Source organism: Microbacterium sp. SA156 (assembly GCF_049065455.1).
GTDB lineage: Bacteria > Actinomycetota > Actinomycetes > Actinomycetales > Microbacteriaceae > Microbacterium > Microbacterium barkeri.
This window is the reverse complement of record NZ_JBAKGU010000003.1, coordinates 220,157-240,896: the sequence shown is the minus strand read 5'-3', so window position 1 is coordinate 240,896 and position 20,740 is coordinate 220,157. Positions and strand designations below refer to the sequence as shown.

At 71.0% G+C, this 20,740-nt stretch carries 17 protein-coding genes and 1 tRNA gene; 10 read left to right on the top strand and 8 right to left on the bottom strand.

Annotated elements, in window-relative coordinates; translation table 11 throughout:
- Positions 1-486: 486 nt before the first annotated feature.
- From araA to ACOWU6_RS04655, 4 genes are all read right to left on the bottom strand, one after another.
- On the bottom strand, positions 487-2,007 hold the full coding sequence (gene araA / locus ACOWU6_RS04670; protein ID WP_421074881.1) for an L-arabinose isomerase: 1,521 nt from the start codon (positions 2,005-2,007) through the stop codon (positions 487-489).
- Positions 2,004-2,717 carry an L-ribulose-5-phosphate 4-epimerase gene (locus ACOWU6_RS04665; RefSeq protein WP_282978295.1) on the bottom strand — a complete coding sequence of 238 codons (714 nt, stop codon included), beginning with the start codon at positions 2,715-2,717 and terminating at the stop codon, positions 2,004-2,006. The genes araA and ACOWU6_RS04665 overlap by 4 nt, the downstream gene beginning before the upstream one ends.
- Positions 2,718-2,731: 14 nt before the next feature.
- On the bottom strand, positions 2,732-4,339 hold the full coding sequence (locus ACOWU6_RS04660; RefSeq protein ID WP_421074880.1) for a xylulokinase: 1,608 nt from the start codon (positions 4,337-4,339) through the stop codon (positions 2,732-2,734).
- 123 nt (positions 4,340-4,462) lie between these two features.
- Positions 4,463-5,470: a LacI family DNA-binding transcriptional regulator gene (locus tag ACOWU6_RS04655; RefSeq protein ID WP_421074879.1), complete on the bottom strand. Its 1,008-nt coding sequence runs from the start codon at positions 5,468-5,470 to the stop codon at positions 4,463-4,465.
- A gap of 83 nt (positions 5,471-5,553) precedes the next feature.
- Between ACOWU6_RS04655 and ACOWU6_RS04650 the strand changes: the two genes are divergently transcribed.
- Positions 5,554-6,945 (top strand): protealysin inhibitor emfourin, encoded by a 1,392-nt coding sequence (locus ACOWU6_RS04650; protein WP_421074878.1) that lies wholly within the window; start codon positions 5,554-5,556, stop codon positions 6,943-6,945.
- A gap of 38 nt (positions 6,946-6,983) precedes the next feature.
- Here ACOWU6_RS04650 and ACOWU6_RS04645 read toward each other — a convergent pair whose 3' ends face one another.
- Together ACOWU6_RS04645 and ACOWU6_RS04640 are read right to left on the bottom strand one after the other, a co-directional pair.
- Positions 6,984-8,054, bottom strand: coding sequence for a YihY/virulence factor BrkB family protein (locus ACOWU6_RS04645; protein WP_421074877.1), 1,071 nt, complete (start codon positions 8,052-8,054; stop codon positions 6,984-6,986).
- Between the two features lie 105 nt (positions 8,055-8,159).
- The gene (locus ACOWU6_RS04640) at positions 8,160-9,683 is read right to left on the bottom strand and encodes a SulP family inorganic anion transporter (RefSeq protein ID WP_421074876.1); all 1,524 of its coding nucleotides are present in this window, start codon (positions 9,681-9,683) and stop codon (positions 8,160-8,162) included.
- Positions 9,684-9,848: 165 nt separating this feature from the next.
- Between ACOWU6_RS04640 and ACOWU6_RS04635 the strand changes: the two genes are divergently transcribed.
- On the top strand, positions 9,849-10,220 hold the full coding sequence (locus ACOWU6_RS04635) for a MerR family transcriptional regulator (protein WP_271172478.1): 372 nt from the start codon (positions 9,849-9,851) through the stop codon (positions 10,218-10,220).
- A gap of 145 nt (positions 10,221-10,365) precedes the next feature.
- Here ACOWU6_RS04635 and ACOWU6_RS04630 read toward each other — a convergent pair whose 3' ends face one another.
- Both ACOWU6_RS04630 and ACOWU6_RS04625 read right to left on the bottom strand, forming a co-directional pair.
- Complete coding sequence (locus ACOWU6_RS04630) at positions 10,366-10,689, bottom strand: hypothetical protein (protein WP_421074875.1); 324 nt, start codon at positions 10,687-10,689, stop codon at positions 10,366-10,368.
- Positions 10,690-10,808: 119 nt separating this feature from the next.
- Positions 10,809-10,892, bottom strand: a tRNA-Leu gene (locus tag ACOWU6_RS04625).
- A gap of 215 nt (positions 10,893-11,107) precedes the next feature.
- Here ACOWU6_RS04625 and ACOWU6_RS04620 point away from each other — a divergent pair.
- The 8 genes from ACOWU6_RS04620 to ACOWU6_RS04585 all read left to right on the top strand — a co-directional run bounded on the left by ACOWU6_RS04620 (position 11,108) and on the right by ACOWU6_RS04585 (position 20,736).
- Positions 11,108-11,842, top strand: a complete 735-nt coding sequence (locus ACOWU6_RS04620; protein WP_271172479.1) for an FhaA domain-containing protein — start codon at positions 11,108-11,110, stop codon at positions 11,840-11,842.
- Positions 11,839-12,348: an FHA domain-containing protein FhaB/FipA gene (locus ACOWU6_RS04615; RefSeq protein WP_421074874.1), complete on the top strand. Its 510-nt coding sequence runs from the start codon at positions 11,839-11,841 to the stop codon at positions 12,346-12,348. Before ACOWU6_RS04620 ends, ACOWU6_RS04615 begins: the two co-directional genes overlap by 4 nt.
- Before the next feature lie 10 nt (positions 12,349-12,358).
- Entirely contained in the window at positions 12,359-13,696 is a 1,338-nt protein-coding gene (locus ACOWU6_RS04610; RefSeq protein WP_421074873.1) for a PP2C family protein-serine/threonine phosphatase, read from the top strand.
- The gene (locus ACOWU6_RS04605; protein ID WP_421074872.1) at positions 13,693-15,066 is read left to right on the top strand and encodes an FtsW/RodA/SpoVE family cell cycle protein; all 1,374 of its coding nucleotides are present in this window, start codon (positions 13,693-13,695) and stop codon (positions 15,064-15,066) included. The genes ACOWU6_RS04610 and ACOWU6_RS04605 overlap by 4 nt, the downstream gene beginning before the upstream one ends.
- Positions 15,067-15,121: 55 nt before the next feature.
- Complete coding sequence (locus ACOWU6_RS04600; RefSeq protein ID WP_271172483.1) at positions 15,122-16,585, top strand: peptidoglycan D,D-transpeptidase FtsI family protein; 1,464 nt, start codon at positions 15,122-15,124, stop codon at positions 16,583-16,585.
- Positions 16,582-18,435 (top strand): serine/threonine protein kinase, encoded by a 1,854-nt coding sequence (locus ACOWU6_RS04595; RefSeq protein ID WP_421074871.1) that lies wholly within the window; start codon positions 16,582-16,584, stop codon positions 18,433-18,435. Before ACOWU6_RS04600 ends, ACOWU6_RS04595 begins: the two co-directional genes overlap by 4 nt.
- Positions 18,436-18,510: 75 nt before the next feature.
- Positions 18,511-20,280 carry a Stk1 family PASTA domain-containing Ser/Thr kinase gene (gene pknB / locus ACOWU6_RS04590; protein ID WP_282978312.1) on the top strand — a complete coding sequence of 590 codons (1,770 nt, stop codon included), beginning with the start codon at positions 18,511-18,513 and terminating at the stop codon, positions 20,278-20,280.
- 75 nt (positions 20,281-20,355) lie between these two features.
- On the top strand, positions 20,356-20,736 hold the full coding sequence (locus ACOWU6_RS04585; RefSeq protein WP_421074870.1) for a winged helix-turn-helix transcriptional regulator: 381 nt from the start codon (positions 20,356-20,358) through the stop codon (positions 20,734-20,736).
- Positions 20,737-20,740: the final 4 nt, after the last annotated feature.

The window sequence follows — 20,740 nt, the reverse complement described above, 5'->3', positions numbered from 1 at the left end:
TGACGAAGATGGTCGGCAGATGGCCAGGAAAGGAATCAGCCCTCATCGACTAGGGGGGATAGCGATGAGGGCTGGACGACCGAGAGGGACGTCTGCGAACACGATACTGCATTTGTCCCCCAAATGGGGGACAAAATCGAGATTCATCAGATCGTGATGTTGCATCCGTCGGGGGCGTGTGGCGGCCCTTGTTTCTCGAGGGCAGGCCCCCTGTTCTCGAGGCCAGGACACCGTGTCTCACGCGGCGCCGGAACCGTGCCCGGATAACGACACCCCGCGAGACACGCACACCCCACCAAGGCGCCCATGTCTCACACGGCGCCGGAATCGCGCCCCGATAACCACACCTCGCGAGACACGGGCACCCCACCGCCAACACCCCACCGCCATCACCCCCCCCGCACCAGCGCCCCACCGCGTCCACGCGCAGGACCCCGCGCCCTCACAGCAGGGCGCGGGGTCCGGATGGTCGCGGTGCGGTGCGGGTCAGAGCCCCTGGGCCACGCGGTAGTAGACGGCGTTCCAGCGCAGCTCGCGCTCGAAGCCGGCGAGCGTCGTGTCTTCGTCGATCGTGACGAGCTCGACGCCCGACATCTTCGCGAAGTCGCGGAAGACCTCCACGCCGACCTGCGTCGACATCACCGTGTGGTGCGCGGCGCCGGCGGCGAGCCACGCGGCCGCCGAGGTGTGGAAGTCGGGCGCGGGCTTCCACAGCGCGTGCCCGACCGGCAGCTTCGGCATGGGCGCGGGGAGCTCGACGTTCTCGACGACGTTCGCGACGAGGCGGAAGCGGTCGCGCAGGTCGCTCATCGCGACGACGACGGCCGGGCCGGGGTCGGCGGTGAAGACGAGGCGCACGGGGTCCTCGCGGTCGCCGATGCCGAGCGGGTGCACCTCGAGGCGCGGCTTCGCCGTCGTGAGCGACGGGCTGACCTCGAGCATGTGCGCACCGAGGATGAGCTCGTTGCCGGGCTCGAGGTGGTACGTGTAGTCCTCCATGAGGCTCGCGCCACCGGGGAGGCCCGCGCCCATGACGGCCGCGAGGCGCACGAGGACCGCGGTCTTCCAGTCGCCCTCGGCCCCGAACCCGTAGCCGTCGGCCATGAGGCGCTGCACGGCGAGACCCGGGAGCTGACGGAGACCGCCGAGGTCCTCGAACGACGTCGTGAACGCGCTGAAGCCGCCCGCCTCGAGGAACGACCGCAGGCCGAGCTCGATCTTCGCGCCGTAGCGCAGCGACTCGGCGCGCTCCCCGCCGGGGCGGAGCTCCTCGACCACGTCGTAGAGCTCGAGGTACTCGTCGACGAGCGCGTCGACGTCGGCCTCGCTCGCCGCGTCGACGGCCTCGACGAGATCGTTCACGCCCCACGTGTTGACCTGCACACCGAGGCGGATCTCCGCCTCGGTCTTGTCGCCCTCGGTGACGGCGACGAAGCGCATGTTGTCGCCGAAGCGCGCGAGCTTGAGGCCCTGCGCGGCCGCGCGGCCGGCAGCCGCACGCGCCCACACGCCGACGCGCGCGGTGACCTTGGGGTCGCTCACGTGGCCGACCACGGTCGTCCGCGGAATGCCGAGTCGCGTCTCGATGTACCCGAACTCGCGGTCGCCGTGCGCGGCCTGGTTGAGGTTCATGAAGTCGAAGTCGATGTCGGCGTACGGCAGGTCGACGTTCACCTGCGTGTGCAGGTGGAGGAGCGGCTTCTGGAGCGCGTTCAGGCCCGAGATCCACATCTTCGCGGGGCTGAACGTATGCATCCACGCGATGAGGCCGATGACGTTGTCGTCGGCGTTGGCCTCGAGCACGATGCGGCGGATCTCGTCCGATCCCGTGAGGACGGGCTTCCAGACCACTCGGACCGGGACATCCGGCGAATCCACGAGGCCCTGAGCGACCTGCTGCGACTGCTCGGCCACCTGGCGGAGCGTCTCCTCGCCGTAGAGGTGCTGGCTCCCCGTGAGGAACCAGACCTCGTGCTGTGCGAGATCCGGGATGATGCTGCGGCTCATCGGTTCATGCCTCCCTGCGGCGTCTGGCCGTACACGTTCTGATAGCGGTTGTAGAGGTGGTCGATCTTCTCCTGCGGGATCGGCACCGGCTCGCCCAGCTGGCGGGCGATGTGGATGCTGCGCGCGGCATCCTCGACCATGACCGCCGCCTTGACGGCGTCCTTCGCGTCCTTGCCGATCGTGAAGGGGCCGTGGTTCTGCATGAGGACGGCGCGCGAGCGGTGCCCCCGCAGCGTCTCGACGATGCCGCGGCCGATCGAGTCGTCGCCGATGACCGCGAACGGCCCGATCGGGATCTCTCCGCCGAACTCGTCGGCCATGCCCGTGATCACGCAGGGGATGGGCTCGGCGCGGGCGGCCCACGCGACGGCGTAGGTCGAGTGCGTGTGCACAACGCCGCCGACCTCGGGCATATTCCGATACACGTATGCGTGCGCGGCGGTGTCGCTCGAGGGGCTGCGCTCCGAGCCGGGGGTGCCCTCGATGACGTCGCCGTCGAGGTCGCACAGGATCATGTTCTCGGGCGCGAGCTCGTCGTAGCTCACACCCGACGGCTTGATGACGAACAGGTCGGCGCCGGGCACGCGGCCCGAGACGTTGCCGCCGGTCCACACGACGAGACCGTAGCGCGTGAGCTCGCCGTGGAGCTTCGCGACGTCGGCGCGGACGCGGTCGATCGAGGCCTGGACCTCGGGGCTGAAGTCGGTCATGTCGTTCCTCGCTCTCAGGAGTCGGCAGGCGACGCGGACACGGCGGAGACGGCGGCCGCCTCGGCCGCGAGCCCCGCGCGCCAGCGCTGCAGGTAGGTGTCGAAGGCGGCGACGTCGGCCGCCTCCGGGACGATGGTGTCGGCCGACGCGCTCGCGAAGAGCTCCTCGTCGAGCCAGGTCGAGAGGTCGCGGCCCGAAGCCGAGCCGTCGATGACCGCGCGGCGGTACTGGCCGAGGACCGCGATCCCCCAGGCCCCGCCCTCGCTCGCGGTCTCGGCGACCGAGACGGGGGCGCCGATGGCGGCCGCGAGGATGCGCTGCGCGACGCCGCGCGTGCGGAACATGCCGCCGTGCGCGCGCATCTCCTCGATCGCGACGCCCTCGTCGGTGAGCGTCCGCATGCCGAGGCTCAGGGTGGCGAACGCGCCCTGCAGCTGCGCGCGCGCGAAGCCCGCGAGGGTCAGTCGCGCGTCGGGCGTGCGCACGAACATCGGCCGTCCCTCGGTCAGACCCGCGATGGGCTCGCCCGAGAGGAAGTTGTAGACGAGCATCCCGCTGTCGGCCTCGGCCTCGAGCGCCGTGCCGAGGAACGCCTCGAAGACCGCATCGGGCGCCGACGGATGGCCGAGCGCCGTCGCGAACTCGCCGAGGACATCCGCCCAGGCGTTGAGCTCGCTCGCGCCGTTGTTGCAGTGGACCATCGCGACCGCGTCGCCCGCGGGGGTCGTGACGATGTCGATCTCCTCGTGCGGCGTGCGCGGGCCCTCCTCGAGCACGACCATCGCGAAGATGCTCGTGCCGGCGCTGACGTTGCCCGTGCGCGGCGCGACGGCGCCGGTGGCGACCATGCCCGTACCCGCGTCGCCCTCGGGCGGGCAGAGCGGGATGCCCGGCTGCAGCGCCCCCGACTCGTCGAGGAGAGCGGCGCCGTCGGCCGTGAGGGTGCCGGCGTCCTCGCCCGCGCTCAGCACCTCGGGCAGCGCGTGGGCGATCCGCAGCCCCTCCGCGCCGTGCTCGGCGGCGAGGCGGTCGAAGGTGCTCAGCATCGTCGCGTCGTACGTGCCGGTCGCGGTGTCTATCGGGAACATCCCCGACGCGTCGCCCACGCCGAGCACGCGGCGCCCCGTGAGCAGCTCGTGCACGTAGCCCGCGAGGGTCGTGATCGCGTGCACGCGGGGCACGTGCTCCTCGCGGTCGAGGACGGCCTGGTGGAGGTGCGCGACCGACCAGCGCAGCGGGATCGCGAAGGCGAAGGCCTCGCTGAGCTCGGCCGCCGCGGGCCCCGTGTTCGTGTTGCGCCACGTGCGGAACGGCACGAGCAGCTCCCCCTCCGCGTCGAACGCGAGGTAGCCGTGCATCATCGCGGAGACGCCGATCGCGGCGAAGGTCGTGGGCTTCGCACCGTGGTCGCGCTCGACGTTCTCCGCGAGCTCGCGGTACGCGGCGCGCACGCCCGCGCGGACGTCGTCGAGCGAGTACGTCCACAGCCCGTCGACGAGCTGGTTCTCCCACGTGAAGCCGCCCGTCGCGAGCGTCGTTCCGTCCGGTGCGACGAGGCACGCCTTGATGCGGGTCGACCCCAGTTCGATCCCGAGCGACGCCTGCGCGATTGCATCCGACATCTGTCCTCCTCGACGCGTCCATGACCGCGGATGTGAGCGCTCACATTGATGTGTGCGGTTCAGATTACCGCGCACGAGGGCCATCCGCAATCGCCGGATGACCGGGGCCGGCTCCGCGGGCCGTCAGCCCCGGCGCGGAGAGGCGGTCGACCCGCGCACGATGAGGCGCGGCGCGACCGCGGCCGGGGCGGTCGCCTCTCCCCCGTCGAGACGCCCGTCGAGACGCGCGACGAGGCGCGCGACGGCGAGCCTCCCGATCTCGGCGAAGTCCTGGTGCGCCGTGGTGAGCGGCGGCAGGCAGTGCGCGGCCTCGGGGATGTCGTCGAACCCCGTCACGCTCACGTCGTCGGGCACACGCAGCCCGCGGTCGGACAGGCCGTGGATGATCCCGAGCGCCATCTGGTCGTTGCCCGCGACGATCGCGGTCGTCTCCGGCGCGATCGACGCGGCGAGCGCGTAGCCCGCATCGGCCGTCCAGTCGCCCTCGAGCGTCGGGAGCGGCGCGAGTCCGCGCTCGCGCGCCGTGCGCTCGAACGCGGCGCGACGCAGATCGGCCTCGATGTATCCCGCCGGACCGGCGACATGCTGGATGGCCGTGTGCCCCAGGCCGCGGAGGTGGTCGACGAGCGCGCCGACGCCGGCCAGCTGGTCGACGGCCACGGCGTCGGGGCCCTCGCCGCCCGCCTGCAGGGTGAGGACGGGCAGGTCGACGCCCTCGAGCTCGGCCAGCATCACCCGGTAGGGCGTGATCGCCACGAGCGCCTCGACCGAGTGATCGAGGAGGAACTCGACGCCCGCCCGCACGGCGTCGGGCTCGGGCACGACGCTCGTCACGAGCGGCCGGTACCCGGCGTCGCGCACCGCGTGTTCGACCGCGAGCAGGGTGCTGACCGGCCCGAATCCAGCCGTCGCCGGCGTGAGCACGCCGATCGACCCCGTGCGGCTCGTCGCGAGGGTGCGTGCGGCGACGCTGCGCCGGTAGCCGAGCTCGCGGATGGCGTCGAGCACCTTCTCGCGCGTGGCCGGCCGGATGCCCTCGAAGTCGTTCAGCACGCGCGAGACGGTCTGGTGCGAGACGCCCGCGCGCTGCGCGACGTCGTAGATGCTCGGCACTCGCCGCTGATCCGCCATCCGGTCCTCCTGCGCCTCCCACGCTAGCGGCACATCCCGCAACCCCTTCGCGGATGTCGGAGGGTGCCCGTAGCGTCGGCGGCATGCACGGGATCGTTCCTCCTTATCTGCTCGAGCGCCTCACCCGCCACGAAGACGAGGCGGTGTCGACGTGCGCGGCACGCACCCTCACCGTCGACGGCGCGCTGCGCACGAAGCGGTCTCTGGCGGCGCCCACGACATGGCCGCGCGCGGCGATGACCGCGCCCGGGCCGCAGCGGACGATCTCCGACGCGCAGAACACGACCGCGCTGCCCGGCAGCACCGTCCGCCGCGAGGGCGATCCCGCCACGGGCGATGCGGCGGTCGACGAGGCGTACGACGCGCTCGGCGCGACCTGGACGATGCTCTTCGATGCCTTCGGGCGCGACTCGCTCGATGGTGCGGGCCGCCCGCTTCTGGCCACCGTGCACTACGGCGACCGATACGACAACGCCTTCTGGGACGGCGAGCGGATGGTCTTCGGCGACGGGGACGGCGAGGTCTTCCGCTCGTTCACGTCGGCGATCGACATCGTGGGGCACGAGCTCGGGCACGGGCTCATCCAGTCGACGGTCGACCTCGTCTACCAGGGGCAGCCCGGGGCGCTCAACGAGTCGATGGCCGATGTCATCGGCAGCCTCGTGAAGCAGCACCAGCTCGGCCAGACCGCCGAGCAGGCCGACTGGCTCATCGGAGCGGGCGTCTTCACGGACCAGGTGCAGGGCGTCGCGCTGCGCTCGATGAAGGCACCGGGCACCGCGTACGACGACGACGTCCTCGGCCGCGACCCCCAGCCCGCGCACATGGACGACTATGTCGAGACGACGAGCGACAACGGCGGCGTGCACATCAACTCGGGCATCCCGAACCGCGCCTTCCACCTCGCGGCGACCGCGATCGGCGGTCACGCGTGGGATGGCGCGGGCCGGGTCTGGCTGGATGTGCTCGAGCGGCGCCTGGTCGCGGCCGACGCTGACTTCGCGACGTTCGCGGCGGCGACGATCGCCGCGGCGGAGGAGCGATTCGGCAGCGGCTCGGCCGAGCACCGCGCGGTCAGGGACGCCTGGCAGCAGGTCGGCGTGACGGCGAGCGCGGCATCCGCCGAGGCGCCCGCGGCCGCTGAGGACGAGACCGTGCGCGTCGAGCGGTCAGGCGGGATCCTCGGGCGGGTGCACGTGGCCGAGGTCCCCGAGTCGGAGCTCCCCGAGCCGGAGCGGGAGCGCCTCGAGTCGCTCGTCGAGACCGTCGCCGCGAGCGACGAGCCCGAACGCGCCGTCCCCGACGCCTACACGTGGCGGATCGAGATCTCGCAGCGCATCGACATCACCGTCGGCGAGCGCGAGCTGCCCGACGAGGTGCTCGCCCTGCTGCGCGACATCCTCCAGCGCGGCGAGCGCACGTCGCGCGTGAGCCTCGAGCAGGGAGGCGAGCCCGCCGACGGCCGCGCGCCGTAGTCATCCGCCGCGGCGGCCATCCGCCGCCGCCATCCGCCTCAGCGCGTCTCGTCGTCGCTGTGCTCGAGCCGGATATCGCGCGCCTTCGCGAGGTCCTTGCGGTGGCGCTCGGCCTCCTTGTCGATGCGCGTGCCGTCGCGCAGCGGAAGCTGGATGCGCTCCTCCGCCGGGAGGCCGGCCTGCAGCTGGCGACCGCGCTCGAGCTCGGCGTCGAACTCGGCGCCGACGAGCAGCGCCATGTTGGCGATCCACAGCCACAGGAGGAAGACGATCACGCCCGCGAGCGATCCGTACGTCCGCTCGTAGTTCGAGAAGTTCGCGACGTAGAACGCGAACCCGAGCGACGCGATCACGAGGATGACGATCGCGAGGACGGCGCCCATGCTGATCCAGCGGAACCGCGGCTGCTGGACGTTGGGCCCCGTGTAGTAGAGCAGCGCGATGAGGAACACGACGATGAAGGCGAGCACTGGCCATTTGCCGATGCTCCAGGCCAGCAGGGCCGCGTCGCCCAGGCCGATCACGTCGCCGATCGCCTTCGCCACCGGTCCCGACACGACGAGCAGCACCGCGGCGACCGCGAGCGAGGCGACCGCGATCACCGTGATGAGCAGCTGGAGCGGCTTGAGCTTCCAGAACGGGCGCCCCTCCTCGACGTCGTAGATGCGGTTCATCGCGCGGCTGAACCCGCCGACGTAGCCGGACGCCGACCAGACGGCGAGCACGAGACCCGTGACGAACGCGAAGCCCGCCGCCGGGGAGTTCGCGATCTCCTCGATCGGCCCACGGACGGTGTCGACCGTGTCCTGCGGGGCGAACGAGCCGATGATCGAGAGGACGGCGCCGGCCGCCTCGTCGCCCTGGCCGACGAGGCCGAGCAGCGAGAACACGGCCATGAGGCCCGGGAACAGCGCGAGCACGCTGTAGTAGGTGAGGCTCGCGGCGATGTCGGGGCACTGATCCGTCGAGAACTCGCGGATCGACTTCCGCAGCACGAACGCCCAGGACGGACGGCGGATGTCCGTGGGCGAGTCGGGCTCGCGCGGATGCTCGGGGGCCGAGGTGCGCGCGTCGTCGTCGCGGTTCGGGGCGGTGTGCGTTCGCGTCATGTCCCTGCCTTTCTGCTCCACCATCGATGGAACACGGCAGGGCCGCTTTCCGCGCGCGGGTTGACCCCGCGCGGACTCTGTGCAATCAGGGACCGGCGCGCCCGCTCAGTGCCCGGCGCCGAGTCCTCCCGAGAGGCGACCGTGGAAGTCGGTCGTCGCGTCGTTCATCCCCTCGATGACGACGCTCTTCCCGTGCTGCGCGTACTTCGTGACGATGGCGTCGAGCGCCGCGACCGTCGAGGCGTCCCAGATGTGCGAGCGCGACATGTCGATGACGACCCGCTCGGGGTCCTGCGTGTACGCGAACTGGGTGGTGAGGTCGTTCGACGACGCGAAGAACAGCTCGCCGTCGACCGCGTACCGCGCGACCGGGCCATCGCCATCCGCCCCGAGCTCGCGCGTGACGCTCGTGAAGTGCGCGACGCGCCGCGCGAAGAGGATCATCGCCGCGATCACCCCGACGCCGACGCCCACCGCGAGGTTGTGCGTCCACACGGTCGCGACGACGGTGAGGACCATGACCGCGGTCTCGCTCTTCGGCATCCGCCTGAGCGTCGACGGGCGCACGCTGTGCCAGTCGAACGTCGAGATCGACACGACGATCATGACCGCGACCAGGGCGGCCATCGGGATGATCGCGACGACGTCGCCGAACACGAGGACGAGGATGAGCAGGAAGACGCCCGCGAGGAACGTCGAGATGCGCGTGCGGGCGCCCGACGCCTTCACGTTGATCATCGTCTGGCCGATCATGGCGCAGCCGCCCATCCCGCCGAAGAGCCCCGAGAGCACGTTCGCGGCACCCTGGCCGAGCGTCTCGCGGGTCTTGCGCGAGTGGGTGTCGGTGATGTCGTCGACGAGCTTCGCCGTCATGAGCGACTCGAGGATGCCGACCACCGCCATCGCCGCCGAGAAGGGCGCGATGATCGCGAAGGTCTCGCCCGTGAGCGGCACGTTCGGGATGAACAGCTCGGGCAGGCTCTCGGGCAGCTCGCCCTGGTCGCCGACGGTGGGCACGCTCAGCCCGAAGACGACCGCCGCCGCGGTGAGCAGGACGATCGCGATGAGCGGCGCGGGCACCGCCTTCGTGAGGCGGGGCATGAGGTACATGATGAGGAGCCCCGCTGCGACGAGCGGGTACACGAGCCACGGGACGCCGATCAGCTGCGGGAACTGCGCCGCGAAGATGAGGATCGCGAGCGCGTTGACGAAGCCGACCATGACCGAGCGGGGGATGAACCGCATGAGCTTCGCGACGCCGAGCAGGGCGAAGACGACCTGGAACACGCCCGCGAGGATCACCGTCGCGATGAAGTAGTCCATCCCGTAGTCGCGCGCGACCGGGGCGATGACGAGCGCGACGGCTCCCGTCGCGGCGCTGATCATCGCCGGCCGTCCGCCGAGGAACGCGATGGTCACCGCCATGACGAACGAGGAGAAGAGGCCGAGACGCGGATCGACGCCAGCGATGATCGAGAACGCGATCGCCTCGGGGATGAGCGCGATCGCGACGACGAGACCGGCGAGCACCTCGCGCGTGAGGAGGCGGGGGCTCCGCAGCGCCTGGAGGACGGTCGGCTCGATCCGGTAGCGGGAGGCGGGATCGGCTGCGGGCGTGACGGCGGTCATGGGGCTCCTTGCGCGGGGGCTCGGGATGGTCGGGACGGTTCGAGCGCGCGCCCTTGCGCGGATCGCCGACACAGGTCGACGGGAGAGAATGGCGGATGGTCCGGGACGCCGGACCACAGGAACTCTACCCTAACGTGAGGGTAGAGTCGCGGCGAGGGGAGTCGGATGGCCGAGTCGGGCATGATGCACATCGGCGAGCTCGCCGAGCGGACCGGCCTGTCCCTCCGCACGATCCGGCACTACGACGAGGTCGGCCTCGTCAAGCCGTCCGGTCGCAGCGAGGGCGGCTTCCGGCAGTACGACGCCGACGACCTGAGCCGGCTCATGCTCATCCGCCGGATGAAGCCCCTCGGCTACACGCTCGAGGAGATGGCCGAGCTGCTCGCAGTCATCGACGCACGGCAGGGCGGGGACTCGACCCCGGAGAGCGACGCGGCGCTCGAGCGATTCCGCGAGGATGCGGCCGCCCGGCGGCGCAAGCTCGCCGAGCAGCTCGCGATGGCCGACGAGTTCATCGCGCAGCTCGAGGCGCGCTGAGCCGCACCGCCATCCGCTCGGTCGAGCAGTGCCCATCCGCTCGGTCGAGCAGTGCCCATCGGCTCGGTCGCGGAGCCCATCCTCCCGCTCGGTCGACGCAAAATGCGGCGACCAACCCCCGATTGGACGCGAAACGCGGCAGGGGTCAGCGGGCCCTGCCACGGAACGCGTCGATCAGACCCGGCTTCGACGCGAAACGCGGCAACCGAGACAAAGGACTCCGCGAAGGCCCCTCCACCATGTCTGCCTTGCCGCGGTTTTCCGCCGTCCAGAACCTCGGCAAGTGGGACATGCAGAACCCAACGGTTGCGTAACGCTCGAGCTCTCGACCGCGCCTGCTCGATAGCGTGAGGCCATCGGCGAAGAGCGGATCACGATTCGCGACGAGGAGGTCGAGACGGTCACGGAGGCGGTGCGCGCCGCCCTCCGCGCCGGAGAGCCCTTCGTCCTCGATCTGGAAGACGCCCACGACGGCCGACGATGTCACGTGTTCGGAACGCCCAGCACGCCGGTCGTGATCAGCGCCTGGCGGTGATGTCCACCCGCGTACGGCGAAGGGCCCCGATCCGAAGACCGGGGCCCTGTCTGTGCGCGAGGTGGGACTTGAACCCACACGCCCGTGAAGGCACTGGCACCTGAAGCCAGCGCGTCTGCCAATTCCGCCACTCGCGCGCAGAATCCGGATCGCTCCGAACTCAACTTCCCGAGGATATCACGCACGAGAGGCCCTCGCGAAAGCGCGATGGCGGGCGCGTCGCACCCGCATCGCGTACATCGCGCGGATGATCCGCATCCTCCCGGAGGCGCCTTCCCAGGTCGCCCGGACCCGGCTTTCCAGACGACGTGGCTACGATGACCCTGACCAGTCGGCCTGCATGAGGAGCCCAGTGGGACTACTTGACAGCTTCGAGAAGGGGCTCGAGCGCGCCGTGAACAGCGCGTTCGCGAAGACCTTCCGCAGCGGGCTGCAGCCCGTCGAGATCGCGTCCGCCCTGCGCAGCGAGCTCGACAAGAAGGCCGCCATCGTCACCCGCGACCGCGTCCTCGCACCGAACAGCTTCACCGTCCGCGTGAGCCCCGCGGACGCCGAGCGGATGGATGCCCTCGGCTCCGCGCTGCGCACCGAGCTCGACGAGATCGTCCGCGCGCATGCGGCCAAGCAGGGGTACAGCTTCCCCGGGCCCGTCTCGATCGCCCTGCGCACCGACCCCGACGTCGCGACGGGCACGCTCGGCGTCGACTCCGTCATGGCCGAGGGGCGCGTCGACTGGCGCGCGGTCGTCGAGATCGCCGGACGGCGTCATCCGCTCGAGCGCGCGCGCACCGTCATCGGGCGCGGAAGCGATGCCGACATCACCATCCCCGACCCCGGCACGAGCCGCCGCCACGTCGAGGTGCTGTGGGACGGCGAGCGCGCCATGGTCCGCGACCTCGGCTCGACCAACGGCTCGAAGCTCGACGGGCGCCCCGTGAAGCAGGCGGCCCTCGCGAACGGCCAGGTCATCACGATCGGCCGGACCGACATCGTCTTCCGGCTCGTCCCGTCGGCCGCTCCCCCGCAGCGCGTTCCGCGTCACGAGGCCGCCACCGAGCTGTACGACTTCCGCGGAGGCGACCGATGAACGAGCTCACCCAGCTGCTGCTGCAGTACGCGTTCCTGCTCGTGATGTGGCTCTTCGTCTTCGTCGTGGTCTTCTCCCTGCGCGCCGACATCTTCGGCGTGCGGGTGCGCAAGCTGCCGAGCAGCGCCACTGCGAGCGCACCGCCGAGCGCGCCGAGCACGCCGCCGTCCGGGGCACCGGCGGCCGCGAAGCCCGCGCCCGCAGCCGGCGGGGGCACGCGCATCGTCATCACCTCCGGCCCGAAGGCCGGCCTCGAGCTTCCGCTCGGACGCGACGCCCTGACGATCGGCCGCTCGAGCGAGTCGGGCCTCGTCATCCGCGACGACTACACCTCGAGCCACCATGCGCGGCTCGTTCCGTGGGGCGAGCAGTGGATGCTGCACGACCTGCAGTCGACGAACGGCACGTTCCTGGACGGGAGGAAGGTCTCGCCTGACGCCCCGGTCCCGGTGCCCTTCGGCGTCCCGGTGAAGGTCGGCGCGACGACGTTCGAGCTGCGGAAGTAGCCCCCGGCCGATGGTCTTCACAGGGTCCAGCGCCGCCATCTCCCACACGGGGAAGGTGCGCTCGAACAACCAGGACTCCGGCTACGCCGGGTCCAACCTCTTCGTCGTGGCCGACGGGATGGGCGGCCACGCGGGCGGCGACGTCGCGTCGGCCGTCGCGATCCAGAAGATCGAGCCCCTCGACCAGGTCTACGGCTCCCCCGCCGAGGCCGAGGCCGCGCTCAAGATGACGATCACGTCGACCGCGGGCGATCTCATCCAGATCGCCGCGAAGCGCCCCGAGCTCGCGGGCCTCGGCACGACGGTCAGCTCGATCGTCATGGTCGACGACTACGCCGTCATCGCGCACATCGGCGACTCCCGCATCTACCTCTACCGCGACGACGAGCTCACGCAGATCACGACCGACCACACGTTCGTGCAGCGGCTCGTCGACTCGGGTCGGATCACGCCCGAGGAGGCCCGCTTCCACCCGCGGCGCTCGGTGCTCATGCGCGTGCTCGGCGACATGGACGCGCACCCCGAGGTCGACACGTTCATCATGCCGACGCACGAGGGCGACCGCTGGGTGCTCTGCTCGGATGGGCTGTCGGGCGTCGTCGACGAGGCGCACATCACGAAGGCCCTCCGCCAGGGCTTCGCGCCCGGCCGCACGGCCGACATCCTCCTGAAGTACGCGCTCGACGGCGGCGCGCCCGACAACGTCACGATCGTCATCGTCGACGTCGGCGGCCAGCACCCGCTCTACACGGGCACGCCGACGATCGTCGGGTCGGCGTCGAACCCCGACGGCGTCGTGGTCGACGTCGCGCCGAGCCGCAGCGTGCTGCCGACGAGCTGGTTCCACCCGAACCGCGCGGCGGCCAACGAGCCCACCCACTTCGAGCCGGAGCCCGAGTACCTGCAGGAGCTCATCGCCGAGGACCGGCGACGCCGCAGGCGGCGCCGCCTGGGCGCGATCGGCGCCCTGCTGCTGCTCATCGCGGCCGTCGCGGGCGGCCTGGCCGCCTTCTTCAGCTGGACGCAGACGCGCTACTACGTCGGCGCCGACGACGACACGGTCGTGATCTACCAGGGCATCCAGCAGTCGCTCGGCCCGATCTCGCTGTCCGAGGTGCGCGAGGACACGGATGTCGTGCTCGCCGACCTGCCGCAGGCCTACCGCGCGCAGGTCGAGCGGACGATCACGGCCCGCTCGCTCGCCGACGCCGAGGCGATCGTCGAGCGGCTGCGCTCGTACCAGCTCGAGCCCGGCGAACCCGATGAGACGCTCGACGATGATGCCCCGTCCGAGGACCTCTCGACGCCGACGCCGACCCCCACGCAGACGCCGGAGGGCGAGGGATGACCGCCGCCGACACCCAGATCCAGAAGGCGCTCCGCCGCGTGCGCCGGCCGCAGCCGCTGCGCAACCGCGAGCTGCTCCTGCTCCTGTTCGCGCTCGCGCTCTCGGCGGGTGCCGTCGTCCTCGTGCAGTTCGGGGCGGTCGGCGAGCTGCAGCCCGGGATCTTCGTCGGGCTCGGCATCGTCGGCTTCCTGACGCTCGCGCTCCACGTCGTGCTGCGCATCCGCGCCTCGCAGGCCGATCCGTTCCTCGTCCCCATCGCGACCCTGCTCACGGGCCTCGGCATCGCGATGATCCACCGGATCGACGTCTACAACGCCACGGTGGACGCGCACATCGCCGCCCCGAGCCAGATCGCCTACGCGGGGATCTCGATCGCGCTGGCGATCGCCCTCGTGTGGGCGCTCGTCAACTACCGCGTGCTCTTCCGCTACACGTACATCTTCGGCCTCACGGGCATCGTGCTGCTCGTGCTGCCGTTCATCCCGTTCCTCAACGGCGGCGGCAACGCGGTCGTGTGGATCAACGTGTTCGGCTTCAACTTCCAGCCCGGCGAGCTCGCGAAGATCTGCCTCGCGATCTTCTTCGCCGGCTACCTCGTCCGCACGCGCGAGAGCCTCGCGTCGACCGGCAGGCGCATCCTCGGATTCACCTTCCCCCGCGCCCGCGAGTTCGGCCCGCTCATCGTCGTGTGGCTCATCTCGATGGCGATCATCGTGCTTCAGCGCGACCTCGGCACGGGTCTGCTCATCTTCGGGATGTTCGTCACGACGCTGTACGTCGCGACCGGCAAGACCGGATGGATGCTCACGGGTGTCGTGCTCGCGGTCGCGGGCGCGATCGGCGCGTCGTTCGTGCTCACGTACGTCCACAACCGCTTCGACACGTGGATCAACGCCCTCGACCCGGCGCTCTACGACGCGTCGGACGGCGGCAGCTTCCAGCTCGTGAACGGCATCTTCGGCCTCGCGCACGGCGGCCTCTTCGGCACCGGCCTCGGACAGGGCCGGCCGTACCTGACGCCCGTCTCGCAGAGCGACTACATCTTCCCGAGTCTCGGCGAGGAGCTCGGGCTCGTCGGCCTGTTCGCGATCCTCTGCCTCTACCTCGTGTTCACGGCACGCGGGCTCCGCATCGGCGTGCTCGGCCAGGACGACTTCGGCAAGCTGCTCGCGACCGCGCTGTCGTTCACGCTCGCCCTCCAGGTGTTCATCATGGTCGGCGGCGTCACGCGGGTCATCCCGCTGACCGGCCTGACCACCCCGTTCCTCGCCGCGGGCGGTTCGTCGCTGGTGTCGAACTGGCTCATCGTGGCGCTCATCCTGCGCATCAGCGACGCGGTGCGCCAGCAGCCGAGGGCGGTGATCGGATGACCGGGCGTTTCGACTCGCTCCGCTCGCTCGACGACCGGGAGGAGGCGGTGATCGGATGACCAAGGAGCTCCGCAGGCTCAGCATCGTCGTGCTGTTCATGTTCCTCTCGCTCTTCGTCGCGACGAGCTGGATCCAGGTGGTCTCGGCCGCCTCGCTGAACGAGAACCCGCTCAACCGCCGCACGCTGTACGACAGCTTCGAGGTGCAGCGCGGCTCGATCATCGCCGGCGGCCAGGAGATCGCGACGTCGACGGCGTCGAACGACATCTACGCGTGGCAGCGCCAGTACGCCAGCCCCGAGCTGTGGTCGACCGTGACGGGATACATGAACCCCGTGCTCCAGTCGGTGACCGGTCTCGAGCAGGCGATGAACCAGGAGCTGTCGGGTCAGGCGGCCTCGGCCTTCTTCCAGCGCATCGACCAGATCATCTCCGGTCAGGATCCGCGCGGCTCGAGCATCGAGCTGAGCCTCGACCCCGCCGCGCAGCAGGCCGCGTACGACGCCATGACGAGTCGCGGCTACACGGGCGCGGTCGTCGCGATCGAGCCGTCGACCGGCCGCATCCTCGCGATGCTCTCGACGCCCGGCTACGACACGAACCAGCTCGCGGTGCACGACTCCGACGCGGTCAACGCGACCTACGACGCGCTCGAGGCCGACGCCCTCGAGCCGCTGCAGAACCGCGCGATCGCGGGCGACCTCTACCCGCCCGGGTCCACGTTCAAGCTCATCACCGTCTCCGCCGCGATCGCGTCGGGCGACTACACGATGGACTCGAAGCTGCCGAACCCCGCCTCGTACGAGCTGCCCGGCTCGTCGCACGTCGTGCGCAACGCGACCGGCGGCACGTGCGGATCGGGCGACGAGGTGACGCTCCACGACGCCATCCGCCTCTCGTGCAACGTGCCGATGGCCGAGCTGGCCGTCGAGCTCGGCGACGACGCGATCCGCGCGGCCGCCGAGAAGTACGGCTTCAACCAGAGCTTCACCACGCCGCTGCCCTCGACGGCATCGTCGTACCCCGAGCTCGACGACGACGCGCAGACCGCGCTCACGGGCTTCGGGCAGGGCCAGGTGCAGGCGACGCCCCTGCAGATCGCGATGCTGGCCGCCGGCATCGCCAATGACGGACTCGTCATGAACCCGTGGATGGTCGACGACGTCATCGGGTCGGATCTCTCCGTGCAGCAGACCTTCGAGCCCTCGCAGTTCGGCCAGGCTCTCGACGCCGATCTCGCCGACGCGATCACCGACGCGATGACGGCGAGCGTGCAGGATGGCGCGGCCACCAATGCAAGAATTGACGGGGTCGAGGTGGCCGGGAAGACCGGGACTGCGGAGACGCCGAACGACGGCCCCTACACCCTCTGGTTCACCGGCTTCGCGCCGGCGGATGATCCGCAGGTCGCGGTCGCCGTCGTCGTCGAGGACGGCGGCGGTCAGGGCCAGTCGGGGAGCGGGAACACGATCGCGGCTCCCGTCGCGAAGGAAGTCATGGAGGCGGTGCTGGGACGATGAGACCTACACGAGGTGTTTCCTTCGGCGGCCGCTACGAGCTGAACTCGCGCATCGCCATCGGCGGGATGGGCGAGGTCTGGGAGGCGACCGACCACGTCATCGGGCGCTCGGTCGCGATCAAGATCCTCAAGGACGAGTACATGGGCGACCCCGGGTTCCTCGAGCGCTTCCGCGCCGAGGCCCGTCACGCCGCGCTCGTCAACCACGAGGGCATCGCGAGCGTCTTCGACTACGGCGAGGAGAACGGCTCGGCCTTCCTCGTCATGGAGCTTGTCCCCGGTGAGGCGCTGTCGACCATCCTCGAGCGCGAGGGCGCGCTGCCGCCCGAGCGCACGCTCGACATCACCGCGCAGACCGCCGCCGCGCTGCAGGCCGCCCACGCGGCCGGTCTCGTGCACCGCGACATCAAGCCCGGCAACCTGCTCATCACGCCCGACGGCCGCGTGAAGATCACCGACTTCGGCATCGCCCGGATCGCCGACCAGGTGCCCCTCACGGCGACCGGCCAGGTCATGGGCACCGTGCAGTACCTCTCGCCCGAGCAGGCCTCCGGCCACCCGGCGAGCCCCGCGACCGACACGTACTCGCTCGGCATCGTCGCGTACGAGTGCCTCGCGGGGAAGCGCCCCTTCACGGGCGAGTCGCAGGTCGCGATCGCGATGGCGCAGATCAACGAGCAGCCGCCGCCGCTGCCATCCGACGTGCCGCAGCCGGTGCAGAACCTCGTGATGGCGATGATCGCCAAGAAGCCCGAGGATCGCCCCGCCTCGTCGGCCGCCGTCGCACGCGCGGCCAACGCGCTGCGTCGCGGCGACGTCGCGGCGGCGGCCGCGGCCGTGCCGGCCGTCGCGGCGGGCGCCGCGCTCGCCGATGACGACCTCACGCAGCTGCTCGGCGCGGGCGACGACGCCACGACCCGCCTCATGAACTCGACACGGCCCATCCCCTTCGATCCGGGCCTGCCGCCCGCGGAGGCCGAGGAGCCGAAGAAGAAGAAGCGCAGCTCGTGGACGTGGCCGCTCATCGCGCTCATCGTCCTCCTGCTGCTCGTGCTCGGCGGAACGGTCGCCGCGTTCCTCATGAACCAGGACGAGGGCGACCCGACGACCGAGACGAGCAGCCCTCCGCCGAGCTCGTCGCAGCCGTCGACGACCCCGACCCCCAGCGAGACCGCGACGCAGCTCGTCGACGTTGATGCGCTCGGCCTCGTCGGCCGGCCGTACGAGGAGGCGCTCTCGGTCCTCAGCGACGCCGGCCTCGCCGGCACGCGCGCCGAGGGCGAGGAGGCGACGAGCCCCGACCAGATCGAGACGGTTGCCTCCGTCTCGCCGCGCGGCAACATCGCGGCGGGGTCGACGATCGAGCTCACGGTGTACACCGCGCCCACCTTCGCACCCGCAGAGGAGGCGACGTTCGAGTACAACGGGTCCACGAGCGTGAGCTCGGTGCCCGCGGGCGCCTCCCTCGTGGTGCGCTGGAATCAGTACAGCTGCCCCGAGGGCTTCGGGGACGCGACCTACGACGTGACGCTGACCGGCGCGAACTTCGCGGATGTCGGCGGTCCCCAGCGGCAGTTCCTCCAGAACGAGACGAGCGCCGTGATCACCGCCGGCGAGGCCGGTCAGACGATCACCGCGAACTACACGGTCACCTGCAGCGGCATGCCCGACAGCACGCAGGTGGCCCCCGCCTCGGGATCGGTGACGATCGAGGCCGACGAGCCCGAGAGCAGCCCGACCCCGACGCCCACCCCCGACGGCGGCGCGGACGGCGGCTCGAGCGACACCTCGTCGAACGGCCAGGGTCAGGGCCAGAGCGGCACCGGCCAGGGCGGCTCGACGACGGGCTGATCGTCTCGTCGGCGGGGCCGACGTTCAGCGGGTGAGGCTATGCTGACCCCGCCTGCTACTCCGGGGGGTCCATCTGTGAAGGCCGAGACACGCGTCCTCAACGACCGCTACCGCGTCGATGAGCTCATCGGCCGAGGGGGCATGGCAAGCGTCTTCCGCGGCTTCGACGAGAAGCTCGGCCGCACGGTCGCCATCAAGATCCTCGAGAAGGACCTCGCGGGCGACAGCACGTTCCGGACGCGCTTCCGGCTCGAGGCGCAGGCCGCCTCCCGCATGGCCCACTCGTCGATCGTGCGCGTGTTCGACGCCGGGGAGGACACCGAGACCGACGCCACGGGCGGCGTCCGCCCGGTGCCGTACATCGTCATGGAACTCGTGACCGGCACGCTCCTCAAGGACATCATCGCGCGCGGCCCGGTCGCCCCGAAGGACGCGGTGCGCTACGCAGACGGCATCCTCGAGGCCCTCGAGTACTCGCATCGCGCCGGCGTCGTCCACCGCGACATCAAGCCGGGCAACGTCATGATCACCGAGTCCGGCCAGGTCAAGGTCATGGACTTCGGCATCGCCCGTGCCGTCTCGGACTCGTCGTCCACGGTCGCCCAGACCACGGCCATCCTCGGCACCGCCGCGTACTTCTCGCCCGAGCAGGCCAAGGGCGAGTCGGTCGACGCGCGCGCCGACCTCTACTCGACCGGCGTCGTGCTCTACGAGCTGCTGACGGGGCGCCCGCCGTTCCGGGGCGACTCGCCGGTCGCCGTCGCCTATCAGCACGTGAGCGAGACGCCCGTCACGCCGACCGCCCTCAACCCCGACGTGCCCAAGGGCCTCGACCCCGTCGTGCTGCGCGCGCTCGCGAAGGACCCCTTCCAGCGCTATCAGGACGCCGCACGGTTCCGCGAGGCGCTCGACGCCGCTCTCGACGGCCGCGCGCCGACCAAGCGCGAACTCGACACGCTCACCAACGAGCTCTACGGCCCGAGCCCGCGCCAGGCGCAGGAGACCGCGCGCACGCTCCAGCAGCTCTCGAGCGACACGACGATGACGCGGACGCAGTCCGGCCCCCCGGTCGTGTGGATCTGGTCGGCGGTCGCGCTCATCGCGGTGCTGATCGTCGCCCTCGTCTTCTGGCTCGCGACCATCCGCCCGTGGGACGGCACGCCGTCGACTGCCCGCATCATCCCCGATGTCGCCGGGATGACCTACGAGAAGGCCGTCGAGGAGCTCGAGGCGCGCGATCTCGTGCCGGTGCGCGAGGACGTGCCGAGCGACTCGGTGCCGGAGGGCGTCGTCGTCGAGACGGACCCGGGCGCCGATCTCTCGGTGAGCCCGAATCAGCGTGTCGAGGTGCTCGTGTCGGAGGGGCCCGAGGTCGCGGTCGTCCCCGCACTCGTCGGGCTGACCGAGTCGCAGGCGCGCGACGCGATCTCGAAGGCGGGTCTCTCGCTGGGCGCGATCCTGCCGGTGGACGACGCCGAGCACAAGGCCTCGACGGTGCTCCGCGTCCACGCGGGGGACGACGAGGTCGCGGAGGGCGACGAGCTCCCCGCCGGTGCCACGATCGACCTCGAGGTCGCCACCGGCCGCGTCCAGGTCAACGACCTCAAGGGGTTCTCGCTCGACGCCGCGAAGCGCGCGCTCGAGGAGCTCGGCCTCACGGCGGAGGTCGTCGAGGACGACACGTGCCAGGAGTCGGAGCAGCCGGGCGTCGTGTCGCAGTCGGAGATCGGATCGGTGCCGATCCAGTCGACCATCCGCATCCGCGTCTGCACGGGCACCGAGCCGACGCCCACTCCGACCCCGACGCCCACGCAGGGCATCGACGCCGACCCGGCCGAGCGCTAGACGGCGCCGGGCGCGCCTCCCCGACCGGTCCTCCACTATCCTTCGGAAAGCAGACCAGGTCAGGGAGGCGTGCCGATGGCCATCCACGAGGACGTTCCGCTCACGGTGAGCCCGAAGACACGCGGAGACGTGTACTCCGCGGACTGCCCCTGCCGGGATCTGCTGGATGTCGTGGCGAACAAGTGGGCGGCGCTCGCGATCGGCGCACTGGCGGATGGCCCGGCGCGCTTCGGCGAGCTGCAGCGGCGCCTAGAGGGGATCTCACCCAAGGTCCTGACGGCCACGCTGCGCCGCCTCGAGACGTACGGGCTCGTCGATCGGACCGTTCTTCCCGAGGTGCCGCTGCACGTGGAGTACGAGCTCACCGACGTCGGGCACAGCGCACTCGGCCCGATCGTCGCGCTGCGGCAGTGGGCCGACTCGAACTACGCGCACGCCGTTTCCCAAGGAAAGTAGAACC

What these genes read in the sequence shown, in the direction of transcription:
- araA (WP_421074881.1), bottom strand. Translation starts at nt 2,007, where the DNA reads ATGAGCCGCAGCATCATCCCGGATCTCGCACAGCACGAGGTCTGGTTC.
- ACOWU6_RS04665 (WP_282978295.1), bottom strand. Translation starts at nt 2,717, where the DNA reads ATGACCGACTTCAGCCCCGAGGTCCAGGCCTCGATCGACCGCGTCCGC.
- ACOWU6_RS04660 (WP_421074880.1), bottom strand. Translation starts at nt 4,339, where the DNA reads ATGTCGGATGCAATCGCGCAGGCGTCGCTCGGGATCGAACTGGGGTCG.
- ACOWU6_RS04655 (WP_421074879.1), bottom strand. Translation starts at nt 5,470, where the DNA reads ATGGCGGATCAGCGGCGAGTGCCGAGCATCTACGACGTCGCGCAGCGC.
- ACOWU6_RS04650 (WP_421074878.1), top strand. Translation starts at nt 5,554, where the DNA reads ATGCACGGGATCGTTCCTCCTTATCTGCTCGAGCGCCTCACCCGCCAC.
- ACOWU6_RS04645 (WP_421074877.1), bottom strand. Translation starts at nt 8,054, where the DNA reads ATGACGCGAACGCACACCGCCCCGAACCGCGACGACGACGCGCGCACC.
- ACOWU6_RS04640 (WP_421074876.1), bottom strand. Translation starts at nt 9,683, where the DNA reads ATGACCGCCGTCACGCCCGCAGCCGATCCCGCCTCCCGCTACCGGATC.
- ACOWU6_RS04635 (WP_271172478.1), top strand. Translation starts at nt 9,849, where the DNA reads ATGGCCGAGTCGGGCATGATGCACATCGGCGAGCTCGCCGAGCGGACC.
- ACOWU6_RS04615 (WP_421074874.1), top strand. Translation starts at nt 11,839, where the DNA reads ATGAACGAGCTCACCCAGCTGCTGCTGCAGTACGCGTTCCTGCTCGTG.
- ACOWU6_RS04610 (WP_421074873.1), top strand. Translation starts at nt 12,359, where the DNA reads ATGGTCTTCACAGGGTCCAGCGCCGCCATCTCCCACACGGGGAAGGTG.
- ACOWU6_RS04605 (WP_421074872.1), top strand. Translation starts at nt 13,693, where the DNA reads ATGACCGCCGCCGACACCCAGATCCAGAAGGCGCTCCGCCGCGTGCGC.
- ACOWU6_RS04600 (WP_271172483.1), top strand. Translation starts at nt 15,122, where the DNA reads ATGACCAAGGAGCTCCGCAGGCTCAGCATCGTCGTGCTGTTCATGTTC.
- ACOWU6_RS04595 (WP_421074871.1), top strand. Translation starts at nt 16,582, where the DNA reads ATGAGACCTACACGAGGTGTTTCCTTCGGCGGCCGCTACGAGCTGAAC.
- ACOWU6_RS04585 (WP_421074870.1), top strand. Translation starts at nt 20,356, where the DNA reads ATGGCCATCCACGAGGACGTTCCGCTCACGGTGAGCCCGAAGACACGC.